The sequence below is a fragment of the Paracoccus sp. (in: a-proteobacteria) genome (assembly GCF_047973135.1).
Taxonomy (GTDB): domain Bacteria; phylum Pseudomonadota; class Alphaproteobacteria; order Rhodobacterales; family Rhodobacteraceae; genus Paracoccus.
Window position 1 is genome coordinate 1 of record NZ_JBKEBL010000335.1, and the last position, 20,313, is coordinate 20,313.

At 64.7% G+C, this 20,313-nt stretch carries 23 protein-coding genes and 3 pseudogenes; 9 read left to right on the forward strand and 17 right to left on the reverse strand.

Annotation, left to right across the window (positions count from 1 at the left end):
• Positions 1-309: pseudogene (locus ACK5L9_RS23715) on the reverse strand (transposase); the annotation flags it as partial.
• Here ACK5L9_RS23715 and ACK5L9_RS23720 point away from each other — a divergent pair.
• Positions 293-442 (forward strand): annotated as a pseudogene (locus tag ACK5L9_RS23720) (IS3 family transposase); the annotation flags it as partial. The pseudogenes ACK5L9_RS23715 and ACK5L9_RS23720 sit on opposite strands and share 17 nt — an antisense overlap.
• A gap of 619 nt (positions 443-1,061) precedes the next feature.
• Here the strand turns inward: ACK5L9_RS23720 and ccmE are convergent.
• Both ccmE and ACK5L9_RS23730 read right to left on the reverse strand, forming a co-directional pair.
• Positions 1,062-1,511 (reverse strand): cytochrome c maturation protein CcmE, encoded by a 450-nt coding sequence (gene ccmE, locus ACK5L9_RS23725; RefSeq protein WP_416913940.1) that lies wholly within the window; start codon positions 1,509-1,511, stop codon positions 1,062-1,064.
• A gap of 22 nt (positions 1,512-1,533) precedes the next feature.
• Positions 1,534-2,346 (reverse strand): glutamate racemase, encoded by an 813-nt coding sequence (locus ACK5L9_RS23730; RefSeq protein WP_416913921.1) that lies wholly within the window; start codon positions 2,344-2,346, stop codon positions 1,534-1,536.
• A 412-nt stretch (positions 2,347-2,758) separates the two neighbouring features.
• On the opposite strand from ACK5L9_RS23730, the gene ACK5L9_RS23735 reads away from it, so the two are divergent.
• From ACK5L9_RS23735 to ACK5L9_RS23750, 4 genes are all read left to right on the forward strand, one after another.
• Complete coding sequence (locus ACK5L9_RS23735) at positions 2,759-3,643, forward strand: LysR family transcriptional regulator (protein WP_416913941.1); 885 nt, start codon at positions 2,759-2,761, stop codon at positions 3,641-3,643.
• Positions 3,644-3,727: 84 nt separating this feature from the next.
• Positions 3,728-4,189: a CBS domain-containing protein gene (locus tag ACK5L9_RS23740; protein WP_416913922.1), complete on the forward strand. Its 462-nt coding sequence runs from the start codon at positions 3,728-3,730 to the stop codon at positions 4,187-4,189.
• Between the two features lie 76 nt (positions 4,190-4,265).
• Positions 4,266-4,757, forward strand: coding sequence for a pantetheine-phosphate adenylyltransferase (gene coaD, locus ACK5L9_RS23745; protein ID WP_416913923.1), 492 nt, complete (start codon positions 4,266-4,268; stop codon positions 4,755-4,757).
• A gap of 92 nt (positions 4,758-4,849) precedes the next feature.
• On the forward strand, positions 4,850-5,686 hold the full coding sequence (locus tag ACK5L9_RS23750; protein ID WP_416913924.1) for a DUF2189 domain-containing protein: 837 nt from the start codon (positions 4,850-4,852) through the stop codon (positions 5,684-5,686).
• Positions 5,687-5,805: 119 nt separating this feature from the next.
• On the opposite strand, the gene ACK5L9_RS23755 is transcribed toward ACK5L9_RS23750, so the two are convergent.
• From ACK5L9_RS23755 to ACK5L9_RS23795, 9 genes are read right to left on the reverse strand one after another with little or no spacing between them, the layout of a single operon-like run.
• On the reverse strand, positions 5,806-6,165 hold the full coding sequence (locus tag ACK5L9_RS23755; protein WP_416913925.1) for a hypothetical protein: 360 nt from the start codon (positions 6,163-6,165) through the stop codon (positions 5,806-5,808).
• Positions 6,159-7,223, reverse strand: a complete 1,065-nt coding sequence (gene flhB, locus ACK5L9_RS23760; RefSeq protein ID WP_416913926.1) for a flagellar type III secretion system protein FlhB — start codon at positions 7,221-7,223, stop codon at positions 6,159-6,161. Before flhB ends, ACK5L9_RS23755 begins: the two co-directional genes overlap by 7 nt.
• Positions 7,220-7,978 carry a flagellar biosynthetic protein FliR gene (locus ACK5L9_RS23765; protein ID WP_416913927.1) on the reverse strand — a complete coding sequence of 253 codons (759 nt, stop codon included), beginning with the start codon at positions 7,976-7,978 and terminating at the stop codon, positions 7,220-7,222. Before ACK5L9_RS23765 ends, flhB begins: the two co-directional genes overlap by 4 nt.
• Positions 7,975-10,071, reverse strand: a complete 2,097-nt coding sequence (locus tag ACK5L9_RS23770; protein WP_416913928.1) for a flagellar biosynthesis protein FlhA — start codon at positions 10,069-10,071, stop codon at positions 7,975-7,977. The genes ACK5L9_RS23765 and ACK5L9_RS23770 overlap by 4 nt, the downstream gene beginning before the upstream one ends.
• Entirely contained in the window at positions 10,068-10,343 is a 276-nt protein-coding gene (locus ACK5L9_RS23775) for a hypothetical protein (RefSeq protein WP_416913929.1), read from the reverse strand. Before ACK5L9_RS23775 ends, ACK5L9_RS23770 begins: the two co-directional genes overlap by 4 nt.
• On the reverse strand, positions 10,343-11,209 hold the full coding sequence (gene motA / locus ACK5L9_RS23780; RefSeq protein WP_416913930.1) for a flagellar motor stator protein MotA: 867 nt from the start codon (positions 11,207-11,209) through the stop codon (positions 10,343-10,345). The genes ACK5L9_RS23775 and motA overlap by 1 nt, the downstream gene beginning before the upstream one ends.
• A 12-nt stretch (positions 11,210-11,221) precedes the next feature.
• Positions 11,222-11,764, reverse strand: coding sequence for a MotE family protein (locus ACK5L9_RS23785; protein ID WP_416913931.1), 543 nt, complete (start codon positions 11,762-11,764; stop codon positions 11,222-11,224).
• The gene (locus ACK5L9_RS23790; RefSeq protein ID WP_416913932.1) at positions 11,757-12,119 is read right to left on the reverse strand and encodes a hypothetical protein; all 363 of its coding nucleotides are present in this window, start codon (positions 12,117-12,119) and stop codon (positions 11,757-11,759) included. Before ACK5L9_RS23790 ends, ACK5L9_RS23785 begins: the two co-directional genes overlap by 8 nt.
• Positions 12,116-12,595, reverse strand: a complete 480-nt coding sequence (locus tag ACK5L9_RS23795; RefSeq protein WP_416913933.1) for a flagellar basal body-associated FliL family protein — start codon at positions 12,593-12,595, stop codon at positions 12,116-12,118. The genes ACK5L9_RS23790 and ACK5L9_RS23795 overlap by 4 nt, the downstream gene beginning before the upstream one ends.
• Positions 12,596-12,712: 117 nt before the next feature.
• On the opposite strand from ACK5L9_RS23795, the gene fliF reads away from it, so the two are divergent.
• From fliF to fliP, 4 genes are read left to right on the forward strand one after another with little or no spacing between them, the layout of a single operon-like run.
• Entirely contained in the window at positions 12,713-14,287 is a 1,575-nt protein-coding gene (gene fliF / locus ACK5L9_RS23800) for a flagellar basal-body MS-ring/collar protein FliF (RefSeq protein WP_416913934.1), read from the forward strand.
• Complete coding sequence (locus ACK5L9_RS23805) at positions 14,284-14,856, forward strand: hypothetical protein (RefSeq protein ID WP_416913935.1); 573 nt, start codon at positions 14,284-14,286, stop codon at positions 14,854-14,856. Before fliF ends, ACK5L9_RS23805 begins: the two co-directional genes overlap by 4 nt.
• A complete protein-coding gene (locus ACK5L9_RS23810; protein WP_416913936.1) occupies positions 14,844-15,101 on the forward strand; it encodes a FliM/FliN family flagellar motor switch protein in 258 nt (85 codons plus the stop codon). The genes ACK5L9_RS23805 and ACK5L9_RS23810 overlap by 13 nt, the downstream gene beginning before the upstream one ends.
• Before the next feature lie 20 nt (positions 15,102-15,121).
• Positions 15,122-15,802, forward strand: coding sequence for a flagellar type III secretion system pore protein FliP (gene fliP, locus ACK5L9_RS23815; protein WP_416913942.1), 681 nt, complete (start codon positions 15,122-15,124; stop codon positions 15,800-15,802).
• Positions 15,803-15,808: 6 nt separating this feature from the next.
• Here fliP and dxs read toward each other — a convergent pair whose 3' ends face one another.
• The 5 genes and pseudogenes from dxs to ACK5L9_RS23840 form a co-directional block, all read right to left on the reverse strand.
• Positions 15,809-17,731, reverse strand: a complete 1,923-nt coding sequence (gene dxs, locus ACK5L9_RS23820) for a 1-deoxy-D-xylulose-5-phosphate synthase (protein ID WP_416913937.1) — start codon at positions 17,729-17,731, stop codon at positions 15,809-15,811.
• Between the two features lie 41 nt (positions 17,732-17,772).
• A complete protein-coding gene (locus ACK5L9_RS23825; RefSeq protein WP_416913938.1) occupies positions 17,773-18,636 on the reverse strand; it encodes a polyprenyl synthetase family protein in 864 nt (287 codons plus the stop codon).
• On the reverse strand, positions 18,636-18,854 hold the full coding sequence (locus ACK5L9_RS23830) for an exodeoxyribonuclease VII small subunit (protein ID WP_416913943.1): 219 nt from the start codon (positions 18,852-18,854) through the stop codon (positions 18,636-18,638). The genes ACK5L9_RS23825 and ACK5L9_RS23830 overlap by 1 nt, the downstream gene beginning before the upstream one ends.
• A 14-nt stretch (positions 18,855-18,868) precedes the next feature.
• Positions 18,869-19,789, reverse strand: coding sequence for a histone deacetylase family protein (locus ACK5L9_RS23835; RefSeq protein ID WP_416913939.1), 921 nt, complete (start codon positions 19,787-19,789; stop codon positions 18,869-18,871).
• A gap of 67 nt (positions 19,790-19,856) precedes the next feature.
• A pseudogene (locus ACK5L9_RS23840) lies at positions 19,857-20,313 on the reverse strand (tRNA (N(6)-L-threonylcarbamoyladenosine(37)-C(2))-methylthiotransferase MtaB); the annotation flags it as partial.

Genomic DNA, 20,313 nt, shown 5'->3' on the forward strand with positions numbered 1-20,313 from the left:
CCAGGCCCGGCGCCAGGCCGGGGCGATGGAGGCGTATTTCCCGGCCCATTTTCCCTCGAAGGCATCCAGCTCGGCCTCGGCCATATCGGCGGTCGGGGCTTCGTAAATCCGGCGAAGGTCCGCGGCCACGATCTTGCGGTCCTTCCAGGAGCAGAAGTTCAGAGAATGGCGCACCAGATGCACGATGCAGGTCTGGACCATGGCGTCCGGGAAGGCCGCCGTGATCGCCTCCGGGAAGCCTTTGAGCCCATCAACAACGGCGACAAGCACGTCCTGTAGCCCCCGGTTCTTGAGTTCGTTCATATGGCGTCACGCTTGGGCGACCAGACGGCAGGTTGAATTGGCCTTGTTCGAATATATCAACGGATTTTATAATCCACGGCGGCGACATTCAGCCCACAAAGGCAAAAGTCCGGTAGCCTTCAAGAAAATGGCCGCATAAATGAGCATCAACCCAGGCACTTTTGCGAGACAAGTCCAGCGATGCTGCATTCGTCCCGCAACCGCTCGAAAATACGCTTTGCGGTGTGACGCTACTTGTGGGGCCGACCCCTGTCTTCAGCAAGCCATAGGTCCATCTGGCTGGTGAGCGCATCCAGCTTCGGACGCCCGATCGGCGCTGTCAGCCGATATCCCGGCGGCTCCGAATAGGCCAACATCGTCGCAACACTGTCCCGGCTGATCCCAAAATCCCAGGCAATCTGACGCCCGCTCAATCCATCCTGAAAATGAGCCAGACGCACCTTCAAATACAAGTCCACGGTGTATATCCCCAAACCCTCCCCTCTCGGAAAGGGCAAAAGTGGACGACTTTTACGCCGCCCGCGACACCAAAACGGTACCGCTACCGTGGCCGAGTATTGCTCCGCCGTTTACAGCTGGCGGAGGCTTCGGTAAAACGGCCATAAAGGCAATACACGCGGCGGTGACGATCCCGGCAGGGCAACCACCCGCCTGACATTCGCCCATGCGCAGCAAACGCGGCCCGGCCACAAGCGCGGCGCAAATAATCAGGGGGTCCGGGGGGCGAAGCTCCCCCGGCTTTCGCGGGACGCAACATCCTACGAGCCGGGTTCCTGGTAAACGCCGGTCTCTTTGAGCGTGTCGATGACCTCGCGCGGCATATAGGTCTCGTCATGTTTGGCCAGCAGGTCGCGCGCCTCAAAGCGGCCATTACGGAAATAGCCCTTGGCGATGGTGCCCTGACCTTCCTTGAAAAGATCGGGCCGGGGGTCGCCGCCGACATAGCTGACCGGAATATCGACCGCGCCGTCGGTGATCACGAAATCGAAGGCCACGCCGTCGCGATTGACGATGGATCCGTCTTTCACCAGCCCGCCAAGCTGAAAATACTCGTCAGGCCGGGGGGCCTTTTCGCTGACCTCGGTGGGCGAGCGATAGAGGTTGATTCCGTCCCGAAAGCCGAACCCGATCATCGCGACCGCCACCACCAGCGCCACGGCGGCCCCGGCCAGCACCTGCACCCTCCGGCGTTTCTTCAGCGATTTCAGTCCAGCCATGACGCCTTCCCCTTCATGCCGCCTCGAAGCTGATCGCCCGGCGCAGGAACTGCGTCGCCTTGCCCGAGACACGGACCGGGTCGCCGGTAGTCAGGAACCGCGACCCGGTGCCGCGACCCAGAAATTCGGGCCTGCGACCAAGATAATCAGCAAGGCTCTCGGCGACCAGCCCCGCCTGACTGTAAACTTTGACCCCCGCACCCAGGGCGCTCTGGAACACGCCCTCGACCAGCGGGTAATGCGTGCAGCCCAGAATAGCCGCCTCGGGATAGGGCATGCGGCGCAGCAGTGCCTCGACATGCGACCGGACCATCGCTTCGGCAAGAATTTCGTCACCCTGTTCAATGGCATCGACCACACCGCCGCAAGGCTGCGCCTCGACATCGACGCCCACGGCGCGAAAGGCCAGTTCGCGCTGAAAGGCGCGGCTGGCGACGGTGGCGGGCGTTGCGAACAGCGCCACATGCTTGACCGCGACCTCGCGGGGCGGCGAATTGTCGCCCCACCGCCGCTCGGTCAGGGCCTCGATCATCGGGACGAACACCCCCAGAACCCGCTTGTCGCCGGGCAGCCAGGTCTCTTGTATGCGGCGCAAGGCGGCGGCGCTGGCGGTGTTGCAGGCCAGAATCACCAGATCGCAGCCCTCGGCCCACAGCCTCTCGACCCCGGCGCAGGTCAGGTTGAAGATGTCATCGGCGGTCCGTACCCCATAGGGCGCATTGGCATTGTCGCCCAGATAGATCAACGGCAGGTCGGGCATCCGCGCCGCAATGGCCTTATGAACCGTCAGCCCGCCCAACCCGGAATCGAAGATGCCAACTGCCATATCGCCACTCCTTCAGCCACGCGAGCCGTTATGTACTGCCCCGCGCCGCGTTTGGAAATGACCCAGATCCGTCCGGCGCAATTCTGCTTCCCCGGTCTCGCCGGTCCCGCAGGCGTGGCAGACCGACCGCAGCGCATGCAAAAACGGGGGGCGGGCCGGGCAAAGCCCGCCCCGTCGCTGCCGCCCGGCCAAAGGCGCGCTTCGCGCGCGGCGGGTCTGCGGGTGGCACGGTCCGGCACCGATGAGTTGCCTGAGTTGACGATCCGCATCGCCTCGTGGCACCTGATCCCGGTCTGCCCGTTTGCACCGGATCGCGGCGCGCGGGCAAACCGACGGGCCGGACACACGGCGTTCTGCGATGGATCAAGGATATGCACAGCGGTCAATACCCCCCAGCAATGCGGCCCCGATGATGGATTGGGACGATCTGCGCATCTTTCTGGCCGTTGCCCGCGCCGAAAGCCTGTCAGGGGCGGGGCGGCGGCTGGGGATGGATGCCTCGACCATCGGGCGCAGGATCGCGCGGCTGGAACGGGCGGTCGGTGCCGCGCTTTTTGCCAAGACCCCGCAGGGCTATGCGCTGACCGCCGAGGGCGCGCGGCTGATGGCCCCTGCCGAGGCCACCGAAAAGGCCGCGCTTGCCGCCACCGAGGCCACAAGGCGCGAGGCGGGGATCAGCGGGCAATTGCGAATCGGGGCGCCGGATGGCTGCGCGAACTATCTGCTGCCGCAAGTCGCGCGGGGGATGTGCGACACCCATCCGGGGCTGGAGATCCAGATCGTCGCCCTGCCCCGCGTCGTGAACCTGTCCAGGCGCGAGGCCGATATGGCCATCACCGTCTCGCCGCCGGAAACCGGTCGGCTGACGGTGCAGAAACTGACCGATTACCACCTGCATCTGGCCGGACATGGCGATTACCTTGACCGGCACCCGCCTATCCGCCGCCTTGACGACCTGCGCGGGCACCGGCTGATCGGCTATATTCCCGACATGATCTTTGACCGGGAACTGGACTATCTGTCTGAAACCGGGGCCGAGACGGCGGCGATCACCTCGAACTCGGTTTCGGTGCAGATGCAGGCGATCCGGGCCGGAGCGGGTCTGGGCATCGTCCATGACTTTGCGATTCCCTTCGCGCCGGGGGTGCGCCGGGTGCTTGCCGACCGGATCGCGCTGAAGCGCAGCTTCTGGCTGCTGCGCCACGCGGATGATCGCGCCTCGCGCAGGCTGACCCTTCTGGCGGAAGAGCTGGCGCAGGGCATCAGGCAAGAGATTGCACGTCTTGAGGCCCAGTAAATCGCGGAATGCTTGCGTCAGGCTTGACGTGGGACAAATCAGCGAAAATGATGACCCCTGTAACCTCTTACAGGAGAAGCCCCGATGCTTGTGAACCAGATGCTGTCGATGAAAACCGCTTCCGGCAAACCGGGGCTTGAACCAGCCTCGATCATCACGATCAAGCCCGACGCCACGCTGGCCGAGGCAGCAAAGCTTTTGTCGGAACGGCGGATCGGGGCCGTGGTCGTTTCAACCGACGGGCGCAAGCCCGAGGGCATCCTGTCCGAACGTGACATCGTACGGCAACTGGGTGCGCGCGGCTCTGATGTGCTGAAGACGCCGATCAGCGAAGTCATGACCAAATCGGTTCAGACCTGTACCGTACGCGACGACGCCCTGAAGGTGCTGGAGCGGATGACCGAGGGCCGGTTCCGCCACCTGCCCGTCGTCGATGACGCGGGCGACATGCTGGGCGTGATCTCGATCGGCGACGCGGTCAGCGGCCGGCTGAAGGAACTGGCAGCCGAAAAAGAGGCGCTGACCGGCATGATCATGGGGAACTGACAATCGCTCTTTCTCTTGCATTTTCAGGAAAAATCGGCTTTCGCTGCATGCGCGACCATGCATAAGGATAACTGTTATGCGCATCGGCCTTTATCCCGGAACCTTCGACCCGATCACGCTGGGGCATGTCGATATCATCCAGCGCGCGATGGCGCTGGTTGACCGGCTTGTCATCGGTGTGGCGATCAACCGCGACAAGGGGCCGCTGTTCGATCTGGACACACGGGTGGCGATGGTCCGGGCCGAATGCGACAAGATCGCGGCACAGACGGGCGGGCAGATTCTGGTCCACCCGTTCGAAAACCTGCTGATCGACTGCGCACGCGATGTCGGTGCCGCCGTGATCGTGCGTGGCCTGCGCGCAGTGGCGGATTTCGAGTATGAGTTCCAGATGGTTGGCATGAACCGCGCGCTGGATGCCAGCATCGAGACGGTGTTTCTGATGGCCGACGCGCGGCGGCAGGCAATCGCCTCGAAACTGGTCAAGGAAATCGCCCGGCTGGGGGGCGATGTGTCGAAATTCGTCACCCCCGACGTGAACGAGGCACTGATCGGCAAATTCGCCTGAGCAAGGGTTCGCCTGAGCAAGGGGCGTTGCCAGAGGCGGGCAAGCCGCCTAACCTGAAACCCCGAACGTGCGATTTTCAGGGAGGAGACGACATGCCTGACACACCTTCGACCACTCCCCCCGAGGATCGGCGGATCCCGGCGGCAGAGGCATTGCCCGAACATCCGGACGAAATGTCCGATATCGCGCATATCCGCGTTTCGGACCTGACGGCCGCGCTGCGGCTGGGATGGCACGATTTCCGCCGCGCGCCCTCTTTCGGACTGCTGTTTTCGGCGGTTTATGTGGCGGGCGGGCTGGTGCTGGCCGCCGTTGCCTTTGCCTCGGGGCGGGACTGGTGGCTGATCCCCTTCATCCTGGGGTTTCCGCTGATCGCCCCCTTCGCTGCCGTTGGCCTTTACGAGGTCAGCCGCCGCATCGAGGCGGGCGAGTCGCTGTCCTGGCCTCAGGTCAGCCGCATCGTCTTTGCCCAAAAGGACCGGCAGATCCCGTCGATGGGGATGGTGATCCTGCTGCTGTTCATGTTCTGGGTCTTTGTCGCGCATACGATCTTTGCGCTGTTCATGGGCGTGTCGGCACTGACCAATATCACCAGTTCCGCCGAGGTGCTGTTTCAGGGACGCGGGCTGGCGATGCTGACCGTCGGCACGCTGATCGGTGCCGGTTTCGGGGCGGTACTGTTTTCGTTCACGGTGGTCGGGCTGCCGCTGCTGCTGGATCGCGAGGTGGATTTCATCACCGCGATCATCACATCGGTCCGCGCCGTGGCCGAAAACCTTGGCACGATGCTCATCTGGGCGGCGATGATCACGGGCCTGCTTGTCCTTGGCATGATCCCGGCCTTTCTGGGCCTGTTCATCACGCTGCCGATTCTGGGCCACGCAAGCTGGCATGTCTATCGTCGGCTGATGCCGGATCGAGCACCCTGACGGGCCAGACGGATCAGTATGACTGGCGAAAGCAAATCTGATCATCAGATTTTTGCAGCAACAGCGTAGAATCAAACAGTTAAAGCCTGACAACAGAATCAGATAAAAGCCGTCAGGTTTTAAATTTCATCACGCGGCTTGCGGTTCGACAGGTCAAGCAGCACCTCGGCGCGGCCAAATTCGTGCATGGCGTCCTTGCGCACCGCCTCGAAGCGCGGCTTCAGGCGCTGCAATTCCTGCTGCGCATGCCGCAAATCGCGCGCCGAGCGGCCAGCCTGGGCATTCGCCATCCGCGCCGCAGCAACGGTCAACGGCGCTACGCTGCGATAGCTTTGCTCAAGCGAAACCTGCGCGGCATCGACCTTTTGCCGCGCCACCTCCATATGCTGCCGGAAGGCTGCGAATTTCTTCAGCTCGCGTTCCGCCTTGAGCCGCGCGATACGCTCCAGCGCGGCAAGATCCCGAGACCGCATCACCATCCGGCCCGCGCCTTTACCCGCATTCTTTCGGCAAAGCGGATCGCGGCGGCAACTGCCGCGAAATGCTCGCGGCGGATTTCCTCGCCGACCTTGACGGTCGCGTGGATCGCCCGCGCACAGGGCGGGTCGGAAAAGACCGGCACCATGTGTTCGCGCGCGCGGTCGCGGATTCGCGCGGCCACGTCATCGGTTCCCTTGGCCAGACAGACCGGTGCGCGACCGCTGCCGCGTTTCCATTCCAGCGCGACCGCGTAATGGGTCGGGTTGACAATGATCACATCGGCTTTGGCGACATCGGCCAGCATCTGCTTCATCGCGATGTCCACTGCCCTCTGCCGCCGCGCGGCCTTCAGATGCGGGTCGCCCTCGGCATCCTTGTGTTCATCCTCGACCTCCTTGCGGGTCATGCGGTGGCGACGCAGGTGTTCGTGGCGTTTCCACAGTGTATCAATGATGGCGAACACCACCGAGATCGCGACCGCCATCAGCAGAACCTGACGCAGCACCACGCCCAGCCCCTCGACCCACTGGCCGCCCCGGCCCATGGCGCTGGCCGCCAGACGATCCAGCAGCGCGGCGAAAAGATACCATCCGCCCAGACAGACCACCGCCGCCTTGGCCAGCGAAATCGCAAAGGTCACAAGCCCCGAGGGGCCGAATTTCTGCGCCGCATTCTTGACCGGGTTCAGCCTTTTCGGATCGAAATTCAGCTTTTTCGCCGAAAAGACCAACCCGCGCTGCGCGATCAGCGCAACAAGGATCACCAGCGCCGGAACCAGCATCATCACGACCACCGCGACCGAGGCATGCCGCCCCAATGCCGATGCCGTGCCGAAAACCGGCCCCGACGACCAGCCCTCGGCCCCCATCGCGCGGCTGGCCATGGTCAGCCACTGCCTGACGGCAAGGCCCGCCCCCAGGGCAAAGGCAAGCCACGCCCCCAGATACATCGCTGCGACGTTCAATTCGGTCGAACGGGGAATGTCGCCATCCTCGCGGGCGCGGCGCAGTTTCTGTTCACTGGCCTCAAACGGCTTGTCGGTGCTGTCCTCGCTCATGGTGATCCCGGCAGGGTAAAGTCGAACACCGCGTCCACCCACAACCCGACCAGCATCGGTGCCAGCAGGCCCAGAGCAATCAACGCCAGAAGTATCGCGGCGGGCGATCCGATAAAGACAACCGGCAGCGCGGGCATGACCCGGTTGATGACGCCGGACAGCGCCTGAAACAGCAGCCCGCCAAGGGTGAAGGGCGCGGCCAGCAGCATCGCCAGACCAAAGCTGTAGACGACGATCTGAACGGCATCCGGGGCCAGTGTCGCAACGTCAGGCCACGCCCCCGGAGGCCATATCGCCAACCCGTCGGCCATCAGGCGCAGCAGCATGACCGGCAGGCCAAGGGCCATCAGGATCGCCAGCCCCCCCAGATGCAGCAGGTTGCCGATGGGATGCGGCGCGGCCTCGTTCGGGACGCCCACGATCTGCGACAGCGACGCCGTGGCCGCAATGGCCGTCGAGGCGATGTCAATCGCCATCGTCAGCAACCGCAACAACGCGCCGCCCGCCAGCCCGATCACCATTTGCGCCGCCACCTGCCACATGATCTCCTGCTGCGTGCCCGGCATCGGCACCCGAGCCACCGCCCCTGCCAGCAGCGGCGTCACCGCCATCGCGGCGGCAACGCGGATACGCACCGGCAGGATCCGTTCGCCCAGGCCCGGCAGGATCAGCAGGCTGGCCTGCACGCGGGCATAGACCAGCACCGTCGTCCAGTTGAGCCACGGAAACATCAGGGCAAGCTGATCCCAGGTCATGCGGCCTCGATCGTGCCCAACAGGCGCAGCTCGGCCGAAGGATCGACCTCTTCCAGACCGATCACCGGCACCGCCACCCCGTTCGAACCCAGAACCGCCCGGATCATCCGCCGCCGGTGATCAGGCGCGATGATGACCGCCCCCCCCGCCGGGGTGGTCGCCAGCGCCCTGCGCGTCGAGTCCAGCAGCTTTTGCGACAGGGCCGGCGTCATCGCGCCGCCGCCCGTCCGGCCCGTTTCGCTGTCGGAACGGACAAATTCGGCCTCCCACGCGGGATGCAGTTGCAGGCCCGCGATCTGGCCCCGGTCATCGGCATATTGCTGGGTAATCTGCCCGCGCAGCCGTTTGCGGACCAGTTCATAGATGGTGTCGATCGCCTCGACATTCCGGAATTCGCAGATCGCATCGACGATCAGGGGCAGGTTGCGCACTGAAATCCGTTCTTCCAGCAGGGCCCGAAGGATTGCCAGCAGGGTTTCCGGTGTGACCTTTTCGGGGATCATGCTGTCGAAATAGCGGCGATAGCGTTCCGAGCGCGCCGGATCGGACAGGGTTTTCAGCTCGTCTATCTGGCGCTGCATGGCACCAAGGGTCAGCAGCGCGGGCAGGTTCGCCTTGACGACCTCCATCAGATGGGTGGACAGAACCTCCATCGGCGTCACGACGGTCGCGCCCATCGTTGCGGCATCGTCCTGTTGATCGCGTGCAATCCAGCGGGCCGGGCTGCCATAGACGGGCTCTTGCACGGCAAGGCCCGGCAGATCGCGCAGGGCATCGTCCGCGCCCAATGCCAGAACATCGCCCGCCCGCAGGGTACCGCGCCCGCGCACGACGCCCTGAATACGGATCTGGTAATCGCCCGGCGGCAGTTCGTCGGAATCCGAGATCCGCACATCGGGCAGGATCACCCCGAAATTGCGGGCGATATAGATGCGCAGGTTGGTGATCCGGCTGCCCAGACCGCGCGCCTGATCCAACGCGTTCGCGACCAGATCGGTGCCGATCTCGACGCTGACCTCATCAGTGTCCAGTACATCGCCGATCCGGCTGGCGGGCCGCTGATCGGGTTCCTCGGCAATCTGGTCCAGCGCCTCGTCGGCGGCCTTGCCCTGCCGCCGCCGGATATGCCACGCCACCCCGCCCAGAGCCGCCCCCATCAGCAGAAACAGCATCGAGGGCATGCCCGGCACGGCGGACAGCAGCATCATCGCCACCGCGACCACCGCCGCAGGCTGCCAGCTGCGGACAAGCTGCGACGACAAAAGCTGCGCGGTGGTGTCGGTTGCGCCCCCGCGCGACAGCAGCAGCGCCGCCGCCATCGAGGTGATCAGCGCCGGAATCTGGCTGACCAGCCCGTCGCCGATGGTCAGGTGCGAATAGGTCGCCAGCGCCTCGCCCACCGGCATGCCATGCACGACGATCCCGACCGCCAGCCCGATCAGCAGGTTGATCAGGGTGATAACGATCCCGGCAACCGCGTCGCCCTTGACGAATTTCGACGCGCCGTCCAGCGAACCGAAAAAGCTGATCTCGCGCTGTTCCTGCGCGCGGCGGCGTTTCGCCTCTTGATGGTCGATGGCGCCGGCGTTCAGGTCGCCGTCAATCGCCAGTTGCTTGCCCGGCAGCGAATCCAGCGCAAAACGGGCCGCGACCTCGGCCATCCGGCCCGAACCCTTGGTGATGACCATGAAATTCACGACCGAAATCACCGCAAAGACGGTGATCCCGACCAGCAGCGACCCGCCCGCGACGAAATCGGCAAAGCCGTTGATGACCTGCCCCGCCGCGTCCTTACCGGTATGGCCTTGTGTCAGGATCAGCCGTGTCGAGGACACGTTCAGCGACAGCCGGATCACCAGACTGACCAGCAGCAGCACCGGAAAGGCCTGAAAATCGGTCGGCTTGTCCACCAGCGAGGCCATGACCAGCACCAGAGTCGCCGTCGCGATGGACAATGCGATCCCGAAATCCAGAAAGCCCGGCGGCAGCGGGATCACCAGCGATATGACAATCAGCACCAGCGCGCCCGTCACCAGAAGCGGGGCGTCCAGAAACCGGCCCGGTTTCGCGGAAACGGCAGAAATCGACTTCATTCTGAAGCCTCCTCGGATGATTCAGCAGGCCGCAGGATGTCATCCAGCGACCAGGGTTGCCCGACCAGCAGCCCCGACCGGCGCAGAAAGATCAGCACCTGGAGGCGCTCGGCAGGCGGCATCCGGCGAAGCCGAACCCGGTAATCGGGCGGCAGGTTCTTTCCCTCAAGCAGCCAGCCCGAGGCCTGTTCGGCATAGTCCGACACAGCCGGAGCCAGATTTGACGGCTGCGCCGCCATGCCTGCCAGTCCCAGAATTGCGGGCAACAGCATCACGCGGCCTTTTTCAGTTCTCGCAGGGCCGATTCCAGCCCGTCAAAGCTGGGGCGGACATGTTCAGGTACGGCCTGACGACCGACCTCGACACACAGGTTGGTGGCGTGCTGATGCAGCCCGGCGATCAGGACCGATTTGATCACCTCGTAAAAGACCAGATCCTGCCGGACCACCGCCCCCAGCCGCTGCGCCAGCGGGGCCACGAATCCATAGGCCAGAAACACGCCCAGAAATGTGCCGACCAGCGCGCCGCCAATCATTTTGCCCAGAACCTCGGGGGGCTGGTCGATGGCGCTCATGGTCTTGATGACGCCCAGAACGGCAGCGACGATGCCCAGGGCGGGCAATGCGTCGGCCATGTTCTGCAGGGCGTGGGGGACGTGCATCTCATCCTCGCGCAGACCGGCGATTCGGCGGGTCAGCATTTCCTCGACCTGATAGGGATCGTCATAGTTCAGGCTGGCGGAACGCAGCGTGTCGGCGATCAGCGAGACGATATTGTGATCCGCCATCAGCCGGGGATAAGCCGTGAAGATCGTCGATTCGGCGGGCTGTTCGATATGCTGTTCCAGCTCGACCGGGTTTTCGCGGGCCACGCGCAGCAACTGGAACATCAGGCACAGCACGTCCTGATGGTCCTGTTCGGTCCATTTCGGACCCTTGAAGGCCCGGCCCAGGCCACCCAGCGTCGCCTTCAGAGTGTGGCTGTCATTCGACAGAAGATATGAACCGATGGCCGCGCCCATGATCATCATCATCTCGAAAGGCAGCGAATGCAGGATGACACCCATCTTGCCCCCGGCAAGAAGATAGCCACCAAAGACCATCGCCATGGTCAGGAAAATGCCGACAAAGCCGAACATGAGAAACGCTCCTTATTGCTTGCGAACGCTGCGCGCGCCCATCTCGGCGGTCAGCAGCGCCGCCTTGCGCGGCTCGACCGCGGCAATGATGCGCGCGCCGGTCTCGGGCTGGACGCGCATCAGGATCTCGGCCGCGAAATCGGGCGGCAGGTTGGTCAGGATCACGGCGGCCTCGGCCGGTTTCATCTGGTCATAGACCGCGATCAGCCTGTCGATATCGCTGCGGATGGCGGCGCTCGCACCGGCGCGGCGCGACTGGATGCCGGATTTCTGGCCCTTCAGCTCGACCAGCTTGCGGGTCAGGCTGGCCTCGGCCTCGGCAAGTTCGGCCTTGCGGGTGTCGATAGCCTGCATATAGCGTTCGATCCGCAGCGCCCGGTCGCGCAATTCCCCGGCCAGGGCGACGGCTTCGGGCACGTCGCCGCAGCCCTGCATCAGCCCGCTGGGTTCGGCGAAGGCCACGAACAGCCGCGACATGTCCTGATTGTGCCAGATGGCGAAGGCAGCGGGGGCCGCGAACAGAATCGCCAGTGACGGAAGAAGACGTCTACGCATCGGCCACCTCGGTCCTTTTGCGCAGCTTGCGCTGCATTGCGACGGGCACGGGGCGCGGTTCCGGCGGCAGAGCCGCCTCGCCGATGCGCTGGCGCAAATCCCACAGCGCGCGTTCCTTGCGGGCGGTGGCGATTTCGTCGGCCAAGGCCGCGCTGGCCTCTGCCGCCTCGTCCTGCGCGTGGCGAATCGCCTTTTCCAGCCGGTCCACCTCGGCCACCATCACGGCAATGGCACCGCCAAGGCCGCTTTCAAGATCGTTCAGCCGACGCAACCTGCGCGCCAGAATGACACAGAAACCGGCCAACCCGACCGAGGCCACGATCAGCGCGGCCTGAAAAATGGTGTCGATGTTCATTTGATCCGAAACTCCGTGATCAGCAGGTCCTTGACCGGGCCCTCGCCCAGGACAAAGCGGGTCCGGGTGATCAGCTCACCCCGGATGATTTCCAGCACGCCGCGTTTTTCATAAGCTGCGGGATCGACCTCGGACAGAAATGTGGTAAAGGCGTCGGACACGCGCGGCATCAGATGCAAGACCTGTTCGGTATCGGCGGCATCCGTCTCGATCGAGGCGCTCAGCACGACGCTGCGCCGCTGCGGTCCGGGAACCGGCACCTCGACCGTCGGAACATCGACAAATTCGACTTTCGGTTCCGTATGTTTCGCCGCCGCCTGCGCCGAGGGCAGCAACGCCGCCGGGGACCACAGCCCCATATAAGTGGTACCAAAGCCCGCTCCGCCAAGCAGCAGCACCGCCACCGGCAATAGCAACCGGGATTTCTTTTTCTTCGGTTCTTCGGGCGCCGGGGCCGCGCCTGCGTCGTCCGTCATGGTGATTCTCCATCCTGATGAGACGGATTTAGCAGCTTGCGACTAACCAATTCTTAATCGGGCCCGTGCCATGACAAGGCATCGACAAACACCACCGCTGATTCGAAAGGGCAGGTTTTGCAAAAACTGCAGGACTATTGGACAGAGCGAAGCTCTCAACAGAAAGCCATTCTCGCGGTCGCATTTCTGGCGACATTTCTGACAATTGCAGGCTTTGGCTGGTTTGCCAGCCGCCCCGGCATGGCATTGCTTTATGGTGGCCTTGACCCCGCGCAGGCGGGCGAGGTCGTCGCGGCTGTCGAACGCTCGGGCACGGCCTATGAAGTGCGCGGCGATTCGATCTGGGTCGATTCGCAGCAACGCGACCGGCTGCGAATGGATCTGGCCGCACAGGGCCTGCCGGCAGCGGGCGGTGCGGGATATGAACTGCTGGACGGCATGTCCGGATTTGGTACCACCTCGCAGATGTTCGATGCCGCCTATTGGCGCGCGAAAGAGGGCGAGCTGGCGCGCACGATTCTGGCCCTGCCCAATGTCAAGGCGGCGCGGGTCCATCTGGCTGTTGAAAATGGCCGGGGCTATCGGCGTGATGTGGCGGGCAGCGCCTCGGTCACGCTGACGACGAATGGCAGCGCAGTCACGCGCGAACAGGCGGCGGCACTGAAATTTCTGGTCTCGTCCGGTGTTCCCGGCATACGGCCCGACAGTGTCACCGTCATCGATTCGCGGACCGGCATCGTCGCAGCGGGCGAAAATGACAGCGCGATGGATCGCGCCAAGGCACTGAAAAGCAATGTCGAGCGCATCCTCGAATCGCATGTCGGCGCGAATAACGCCATCGTCGAACTGAACCTCGATCTGGTGACTGACACCGAACAGATGACCGAGCGGCGCTTTGACCCCAACCAGCGTGCCCTGATTTCAGAAGTCACCGAAGAAACTTCGGATTCCAGCAATTCGACCGGATCGGGTGCGGTGACGGCGGCCTCGAACCTGCCCGACAGCGAACAATCGCCGGGTGACAAGACGCAGGCCGCGCGGTCCGAGAACCGTCAGCAGGCGAATTACGAGGTCAGCACCGTGACCCGCGAAGTCTCGCGCCAGCCGGGATCGACGCGGCGCCTGACGGTCGCGGTTCTGGTCAATGGCGTGGTGCAGGAAAATGCCAAGGGTGATCCCGAAATCGTGCCGCGCCCGGATGCCGAATTGCAGACGCTGCGCGAGTTGGTGGCCTCGGCGGTCGGGTTCGACGAGGCGCGGGGCGATGTAATCACCGTGAAATCGCTGCCCTTCGCCGATCTGGGTCAGAACGGAACCGTGGCCCGCGCCGGCCTGCTGGACCGGCTGGAACTGAACGGGCTGGCACGCATCGCGCTGATCGGGCTGTTTGCGCTGGCGGTGATCTTTGTGCTGCTGCGCCCGGTCCTGCGCAACCGCGCGGCCGCACGTCCGCCCGCGCTGCTGGATGACAGCGGCCCGGCAAGGGATGGTACCATCCTGCCCGTCGAGGCCGAAGTGGTCGCCGCGACACCCCGGCAGCAGGTGATCGCCCCCGAACCCGCGAACCCCGACCAACTATCCCTGCCGCCCGCCGATCCGGTGGCCCGGCTGCGTAACATGATGCGCGAACGGCAGGATGAAAGCGTCAAGATCCTGTCTGGCTGGATCGACAGCAAGGAGAACATCCATTGACCACCGCCGTGATCAAACTTGAATCCTTCACCGCCGCCGCAAACAGTGCCGCGACCCCGATGTTCTCGCAATCCCAGCTTGATCAGGCGCGGGACGAGGGGATCGCAGCCGGGATGGCGCGGCAGGAAAACGATCAGGTCGGCAATCTGCGCGCAGGGCTGGACCGACTGACCGCCGCCCTGTCGGATGACGAAACCCGCCGCGCGGCCCTGAGGGCCGAGGCTGTGGCATCGCTGACACCGATTCTGTCCGAGATGCTGGATGCGTTGACCCCGTCCACGGTGTCGCAGCGGCTGGAGCGCGAGTTGCTGAATACGCTGCGCGGCCTTGCCGCCGAGACTACCCCGCTGCGGGCACGCATCGCCTTCAGCCCGGCGCTACGCGGCATGGTCGAACGCTGCATCGCCGAAAGCGGGGCGATGGGCATCGAACTGGACGACACCGGAACGGAACGTGTCTCGCTGTCCCTGCGGGGCGGGCGCATCGAATTTTCGCAAGACAGGATCGCGGGCCAGATTCGCGCGCTGATCGCTGAAATCAAGGACGAGGACAGGACATGGACGCACTGAAACATCTGATCGACACCGACAGCATCCAGCTTGAAGTGACCATTCGGCTGGGCCGGACCCGGCAAAGCGTCGCGCAGCTTTCGGCGCTGAAATCCGACGACATCCTGACGCTGGACCAGTCGATCGAGGACGGGGTCGAGATTTGCGTCGGCGACAAGGTGATCGCACGCGGCGAGCTGACGGGCGACGGATCGCCCGATGACCGGCTGTGCGTGCGGATCACCGGCGCAACGGGGGCAGCGTGAGGTATCTTTGGCTGCTGTTCCTGCTGGTGCCCTCGGCGGCACTGGCGCAGCAGGAAACCGGATTGCAGCAGGCCGCCGCAACGCTGGGGCAGAACTCGGTCCTGATCGTGCTTGCGCTGACGGCGCTGTCGCTGGCTCCGGGCATCGCCATCATGGTGACGTGCTTTCCCTTCATCGTCACCGTGCTGTCGATTCTGCGCCAGTCGATCGGGTTACAGCAATCGCCGCCGAATATGCTGATTGTCAGCCTGGCGATGTTCCTGACCTGGTTCATCATGGACCCGGTCCTGCGCGAGGCATGGCAGGTTGCCGGCGCACCGCTGAACGCGGGCAGCATCACCCTGGGCGAGGCGCTGCAACGCGGCATCGTGCCGTTCCAGCACTTCATGGCCGCGCGCACCGACCCCGACACGCTGCAAGGCCTGGCCGAGATCGCGCCGGGGGCCGACGGGCCGCCCGACCGCCTGTCGGTTCTGGTTCCGGCCTTCATGCTGTCCGAGATTCAGCGCGCCTTCGAGATCGGCTTTCTGGTCGCCCTGCCTTTCCTGATCATCGATCTGGTCGTCTCGGCGGTGCTGATGTCAATGGGGATGATGATGGTGCCGCCAGTCGTGGTTGCCCTGCCCTTCAAGCTGGCTTTCTTTGTCGTCGTCGATGGCTGGTCGCTGATCGCGGGGGCGCTGGTGCGCAGCTATCAGTGACCCGGTTCAGGCACCGCTTCGACGGCCCGCCAGGGTTCTGACATCCAGCGCGGCCAGCACCTTGGCCTCGATATGCGCGGCATTCAGGGCCGAGCTGTCATACATCGCGAAAGGCGCGTCATGATCCACGAACCGGTCCGGCAAGACCATCGAGCGGAACCGCAGCCCGTGGTCGAACACACCCTCTTCGGCCAGAAGCTGCGCGACATGGCTGCCAAAGCCGCCAACCGCACCCTCTTCTATGGTGATCAGCGTGTCATGCGCGGCGGCAAGCTGCAGGATCAGTTCGCGGTCAAGCGGCTTGGCGAAACGCGCATCCGCGACGGTCGGGGTAATCCCTCGCGCCATCAGCGCCTCGCGCGCGGCCATGACCTGCGTCATGCGGGTACCAAAGGACAGGATGGCAACGCCCGCCCCCTCGGCTACCACGCGGCCCTTGCCGATGGTCAGCACCTCGCCACGTTCAGGCAGCACGACGCCCGCACCCTCGCCACGCGGAAAACGGAACGAGATCGGGCCGGCATCATGCGCCGCCGCAGTGGCGACCATATGCACCAGTTCGGCCTCATCGGCGGCGGCCATGACCACGAAACCGGGCAGATTGGCCAGAAAGGCGATGTCATAGGCCCCGGCATGGGTCGGCCCGTCCTGCCCGACCAGCCCCGCCCGGTCGATGGCAAAGCGAACCGGCAGGCCCTGCACCGCGACATCATGGACGATCTGGTCGTAACCGCGTTGCAGAAAGGTCGAATAGATCGCACAAAAGGGCCGCATTCCTCCGGCTGCCAGCCCCGCCGAAAAGGTCACGGCATGCTGTTCGGCGATGCCCACGTCGAAACAGCGCCGCCCAAAGCGTTCGGCGAACTGTTTCAGCCCGGTGCCGTCGGGCATGGCGGCGGTGACGGCCACGATCTTGTCGTCGCGGCTGGCCTGGTCGATCAGCGCCTCAGCGAAAACCGAGGTATAGCTGGGCGCGTTCGACTTTGCGCGGGCCTGTTGGCCGGTGATCAAATCGAACTTGCCGGTCGCATGGCCACGATCGGCGGCGCGCTCGGCCGGGGCATAGCCCTTGCCCTTTTTCGTGACCGCATGGATCAGCACCGGGCCGGTCGCGCGCGCGCGGACTGTGCGCAGCAGCGGCAAAAGCTGTTCCAGATCGTGCCCGTCAACCGGTCCGATATAGGAAAAGCCCAGTTCCTCGAACAGGGTGCCGCCGACCGCCATACCCTTCAGCATCTCTTTGGCGCGGCGCGCGCCTTCCTGAAATGGTTCGGGCAGAAAGCCGACCGCGCCCTTGGCAGCGGCCTTCAGTTCCTGAAACGGCCCGCCCGTATACAACCGGGTCAGATAAGAGGACATCGCACCGACCGGCGGAGCGATGGACATTTCGTTATCGTTCAGGATGACGAACAGCCGCTGCCCCAGATGGCCGGCATTGTTCAGCGCCTCATAGGCCATGCCGCCGCTCATGGCACCGTCACCGATCACCGCGACCGCATCGCCCGGATCGCCGCCCAGATCACGCGCGACGGCGAAACCCAGCGCCGCCGAGATCGAGGTCGAGGAATGACCCGCCCCGAAAGGATCGAAAGGGCTTTCCGTGCGCTTGGTAAAGCCCGAAAGCCCGCCGCCGGTCCGCAAGGTGCGGATCCGGTCGCGACGACCGGTCAGGATCTTGTGAGGATAGCACTGATGCCCGACATCCCAGATCAGCTTGTCGCGCGGCGTGTCGAACACCGCATGCAGCGCCACCGTCAGCTCGACCACACCCAGACCCGCGCCCAGATGCCCGCCCGTCACGCTGACGGCGCTGATCGTTTCGGACCGCAATTCATCGGCAAGCTGCATCAGCTCGCGGTCGGTCAGCGATTTCAGGTCCGATGGCAGGGCGATCCTGTCCAGAAGCGGTGTCTGCGGGCGGTCGGTCATGGCTGGCCCTCCGGGGCACGCACGCGTGTGCTTGGCAGAGTTCAGGTGTCGCGTTCGATAACGAATCGTGCAAGATCGTGCAAGTTGCCCGCCGCTTCGCCATAGGGGGCCAGCGCGGCCCCGGCCTTGCCGGCATAGCGCCGCGCCTCATCCCGCGCGCCGTCAAGCCCCAGCAGCGAAACAAAAGTCGCCTTGCCCGCCGCGCCATCCTTACCCACGCGCTTGCCGGTCACATCCTCGTCACCGGTCACGTCCAGAATGTCATCGGCGATCTGAAAGGCCAGCCCAAGAGCCTGCGCATAATCATCCAGCGCCTGAGGATCGGCTTGGGCGATCACCGGCCCCGCCGTCGCGGCAAAGCGGATCAGCGCACCGGTCTTGGCGGCCTGCAGGCGCTTGACGGCCTTGATATCCAGCGGTTCGATCACGGTTTCAGCGGCAATGTCCAGCGCCTGCCCCCAGACCATGCCGCGCGCGCCCACCGCATCGGCAAAACCGCCGATCAGCCGCAGCCGGGTATCGGCATCGCCGATCACCTCGTCGGCAAGAAACTGAAAGGCCAGGGTCTGCAACGCGTCACCGGCCAGAATCGCCGTGGCCTCGGACCATTGCAGATGGCAGGTCGGCATGCCCCGGCGCAGGTCGTCATCGTCCATCGCGGGCAGGTCGTCATGCACCAGGCTATAGGCATGCAGCGCCTCGACCGCAGCCGCCACGGGCAGAGCGGAATCGTCAGGCACCTCGTGCAGGCGCGCCGATTCCATCACCAGAAAGGCCCGGATACCCTTGCCGCCGACCGTGGCATAGGCCATCGCGTCGCGCAGTTCGCCCTTGGGCAGGTCGGCCATCGCCGCCTCCAGCGCGGCCTGAACCTGTGCCTTCACCTCTTCCAGTCGGCCCTGCATCACAGCCCCTCGGCGGGTTCCGTTCCCGCAGGCTGGCCGCTGGCGGAAAGGGTGATCTTTTCGACCCGCTCTTCGGCCTGCCGCAGCCGGGCCTCGCAATGCTTGCGCAGCGCGGCGCCGCGTTCGTACAGTGCGATGGATTCCTCCAGCGTGGCGTCGCCCGTTTCCAGCTTGCCAACGGTTGTCTCAAGCTCTCGCATGGCGTCCTCGAAGGACATCTTGTCAATCTCGCTCAATTTCCGGCCTCCACCAGACATTCCACATGGGCGCGCACAGACCGGCCCAGCGCGGCCAGATCATAACCACCTTCCAGCGAGGATACCACTGCCGCGCCACATTCCGCCGCAAGCTTGCAAATGGCCTGCGTGATCGCGGCGAAATCACGCTCGGTCCAGTTCAGTTGCGCCAGCGGATCGTCCCGATGTGCGTCGAAACCGGCGGAAACCAGGATCAGTTGCGGATTGAAATCGCGGCAACGGTCCAGAACATGCCGCCATGCCGCCAAAGCCTCGACCCCGCCCGAGCCTGGTGGCAGCGGCGCGTTCATGATCTGGCCATGCGCGCCGCGTTCCGTGGGCACGCCGCTGCCGGGATAAAGCGGCATCTGATGGGTCGAGGCGAAAAAGGCCCGCGCCTCGTCCCACAGCAGATCCTGCGTGCCATTGCCGTGATGCACGTCGAAATCCAGCACCGCAACACGCGACAGCCCGTGACGGTCCAGCGCGTGACGGGCGGCAATGGCCACCGTGCCGAACAGGCAGAAGCCCATCGGCGTCTCGCGTTCGGCGTGATGGCCGGGCGGGCGCATGGCGACAAAGGCATTCGCGGCCTCGCCCGCCAGCACCGCATCGACGGCGGCGCAGGCCCCGCCGACGGCGCGCAGCGCGGCCTCGAAACTACCGGGCGACAGATGGGTATCGGCGTCCAGCATGGCAAAGCCCGCAGCCGGAACGCTGTCGCGGATACGGTCCAGATAGGCGGCAGGATGACAGCGCAGGATGTCGGCCTCGTCACCCAGAGGGGCCTCGCGCCGGTCCAAAGCCAAACCGTCCAGCGCCGCGATCACGGCGGCATAGCGCGCCACCTGTTCCGGATGGCCGGGGGGCATCAGATGCGCCTGCGCCGCCGGATGCGAGTAAAGGGCTGTGGTCATGCTGATCCTCCGTCCCGCGTCAGGCCACGGTAAGCGCGGAGGCACCGGGCTGCAAGCACTGTCCGGTTCAGGCCACCAGCCGGGTGCCGTCCTGCCCGGTGATATGCGCCTCGATCAGCGCCCCCTCGGGCTGGTCCGCAGCAAAGGCAACCTCGGTGAACTGTTCTGTCCGGCCAAGGCGCGGGCCTTCGGTCAGCACCCGCCGCGTCTGGCCAAGCTGCGCGTCCAGATGCCGGGCCAGTGCCGCATCGCCGGCCGCGCGCAGCCGCGCCGCACGATCCCTGATCGCCGGGCCGGGCACGCGCGGCATGCGCGCCGCCGGGGTGCCCTTGCGCCCGGAATAGGGGAACACATGCAGAAAGGTCAGGCCGCAATCCTCGACCAGTTTCAGGCTGTTTTCGAACATCTCGTCCGTTTCGGTCGGGAAACCGGCAATGAGATCGGCGCCAAAGACGATGCCGGGGCGCAATTTCCGCGCCTCTTCGCAAAAGCGGATGGCGTCGTCGCGCAGATGGCGGCGCTTC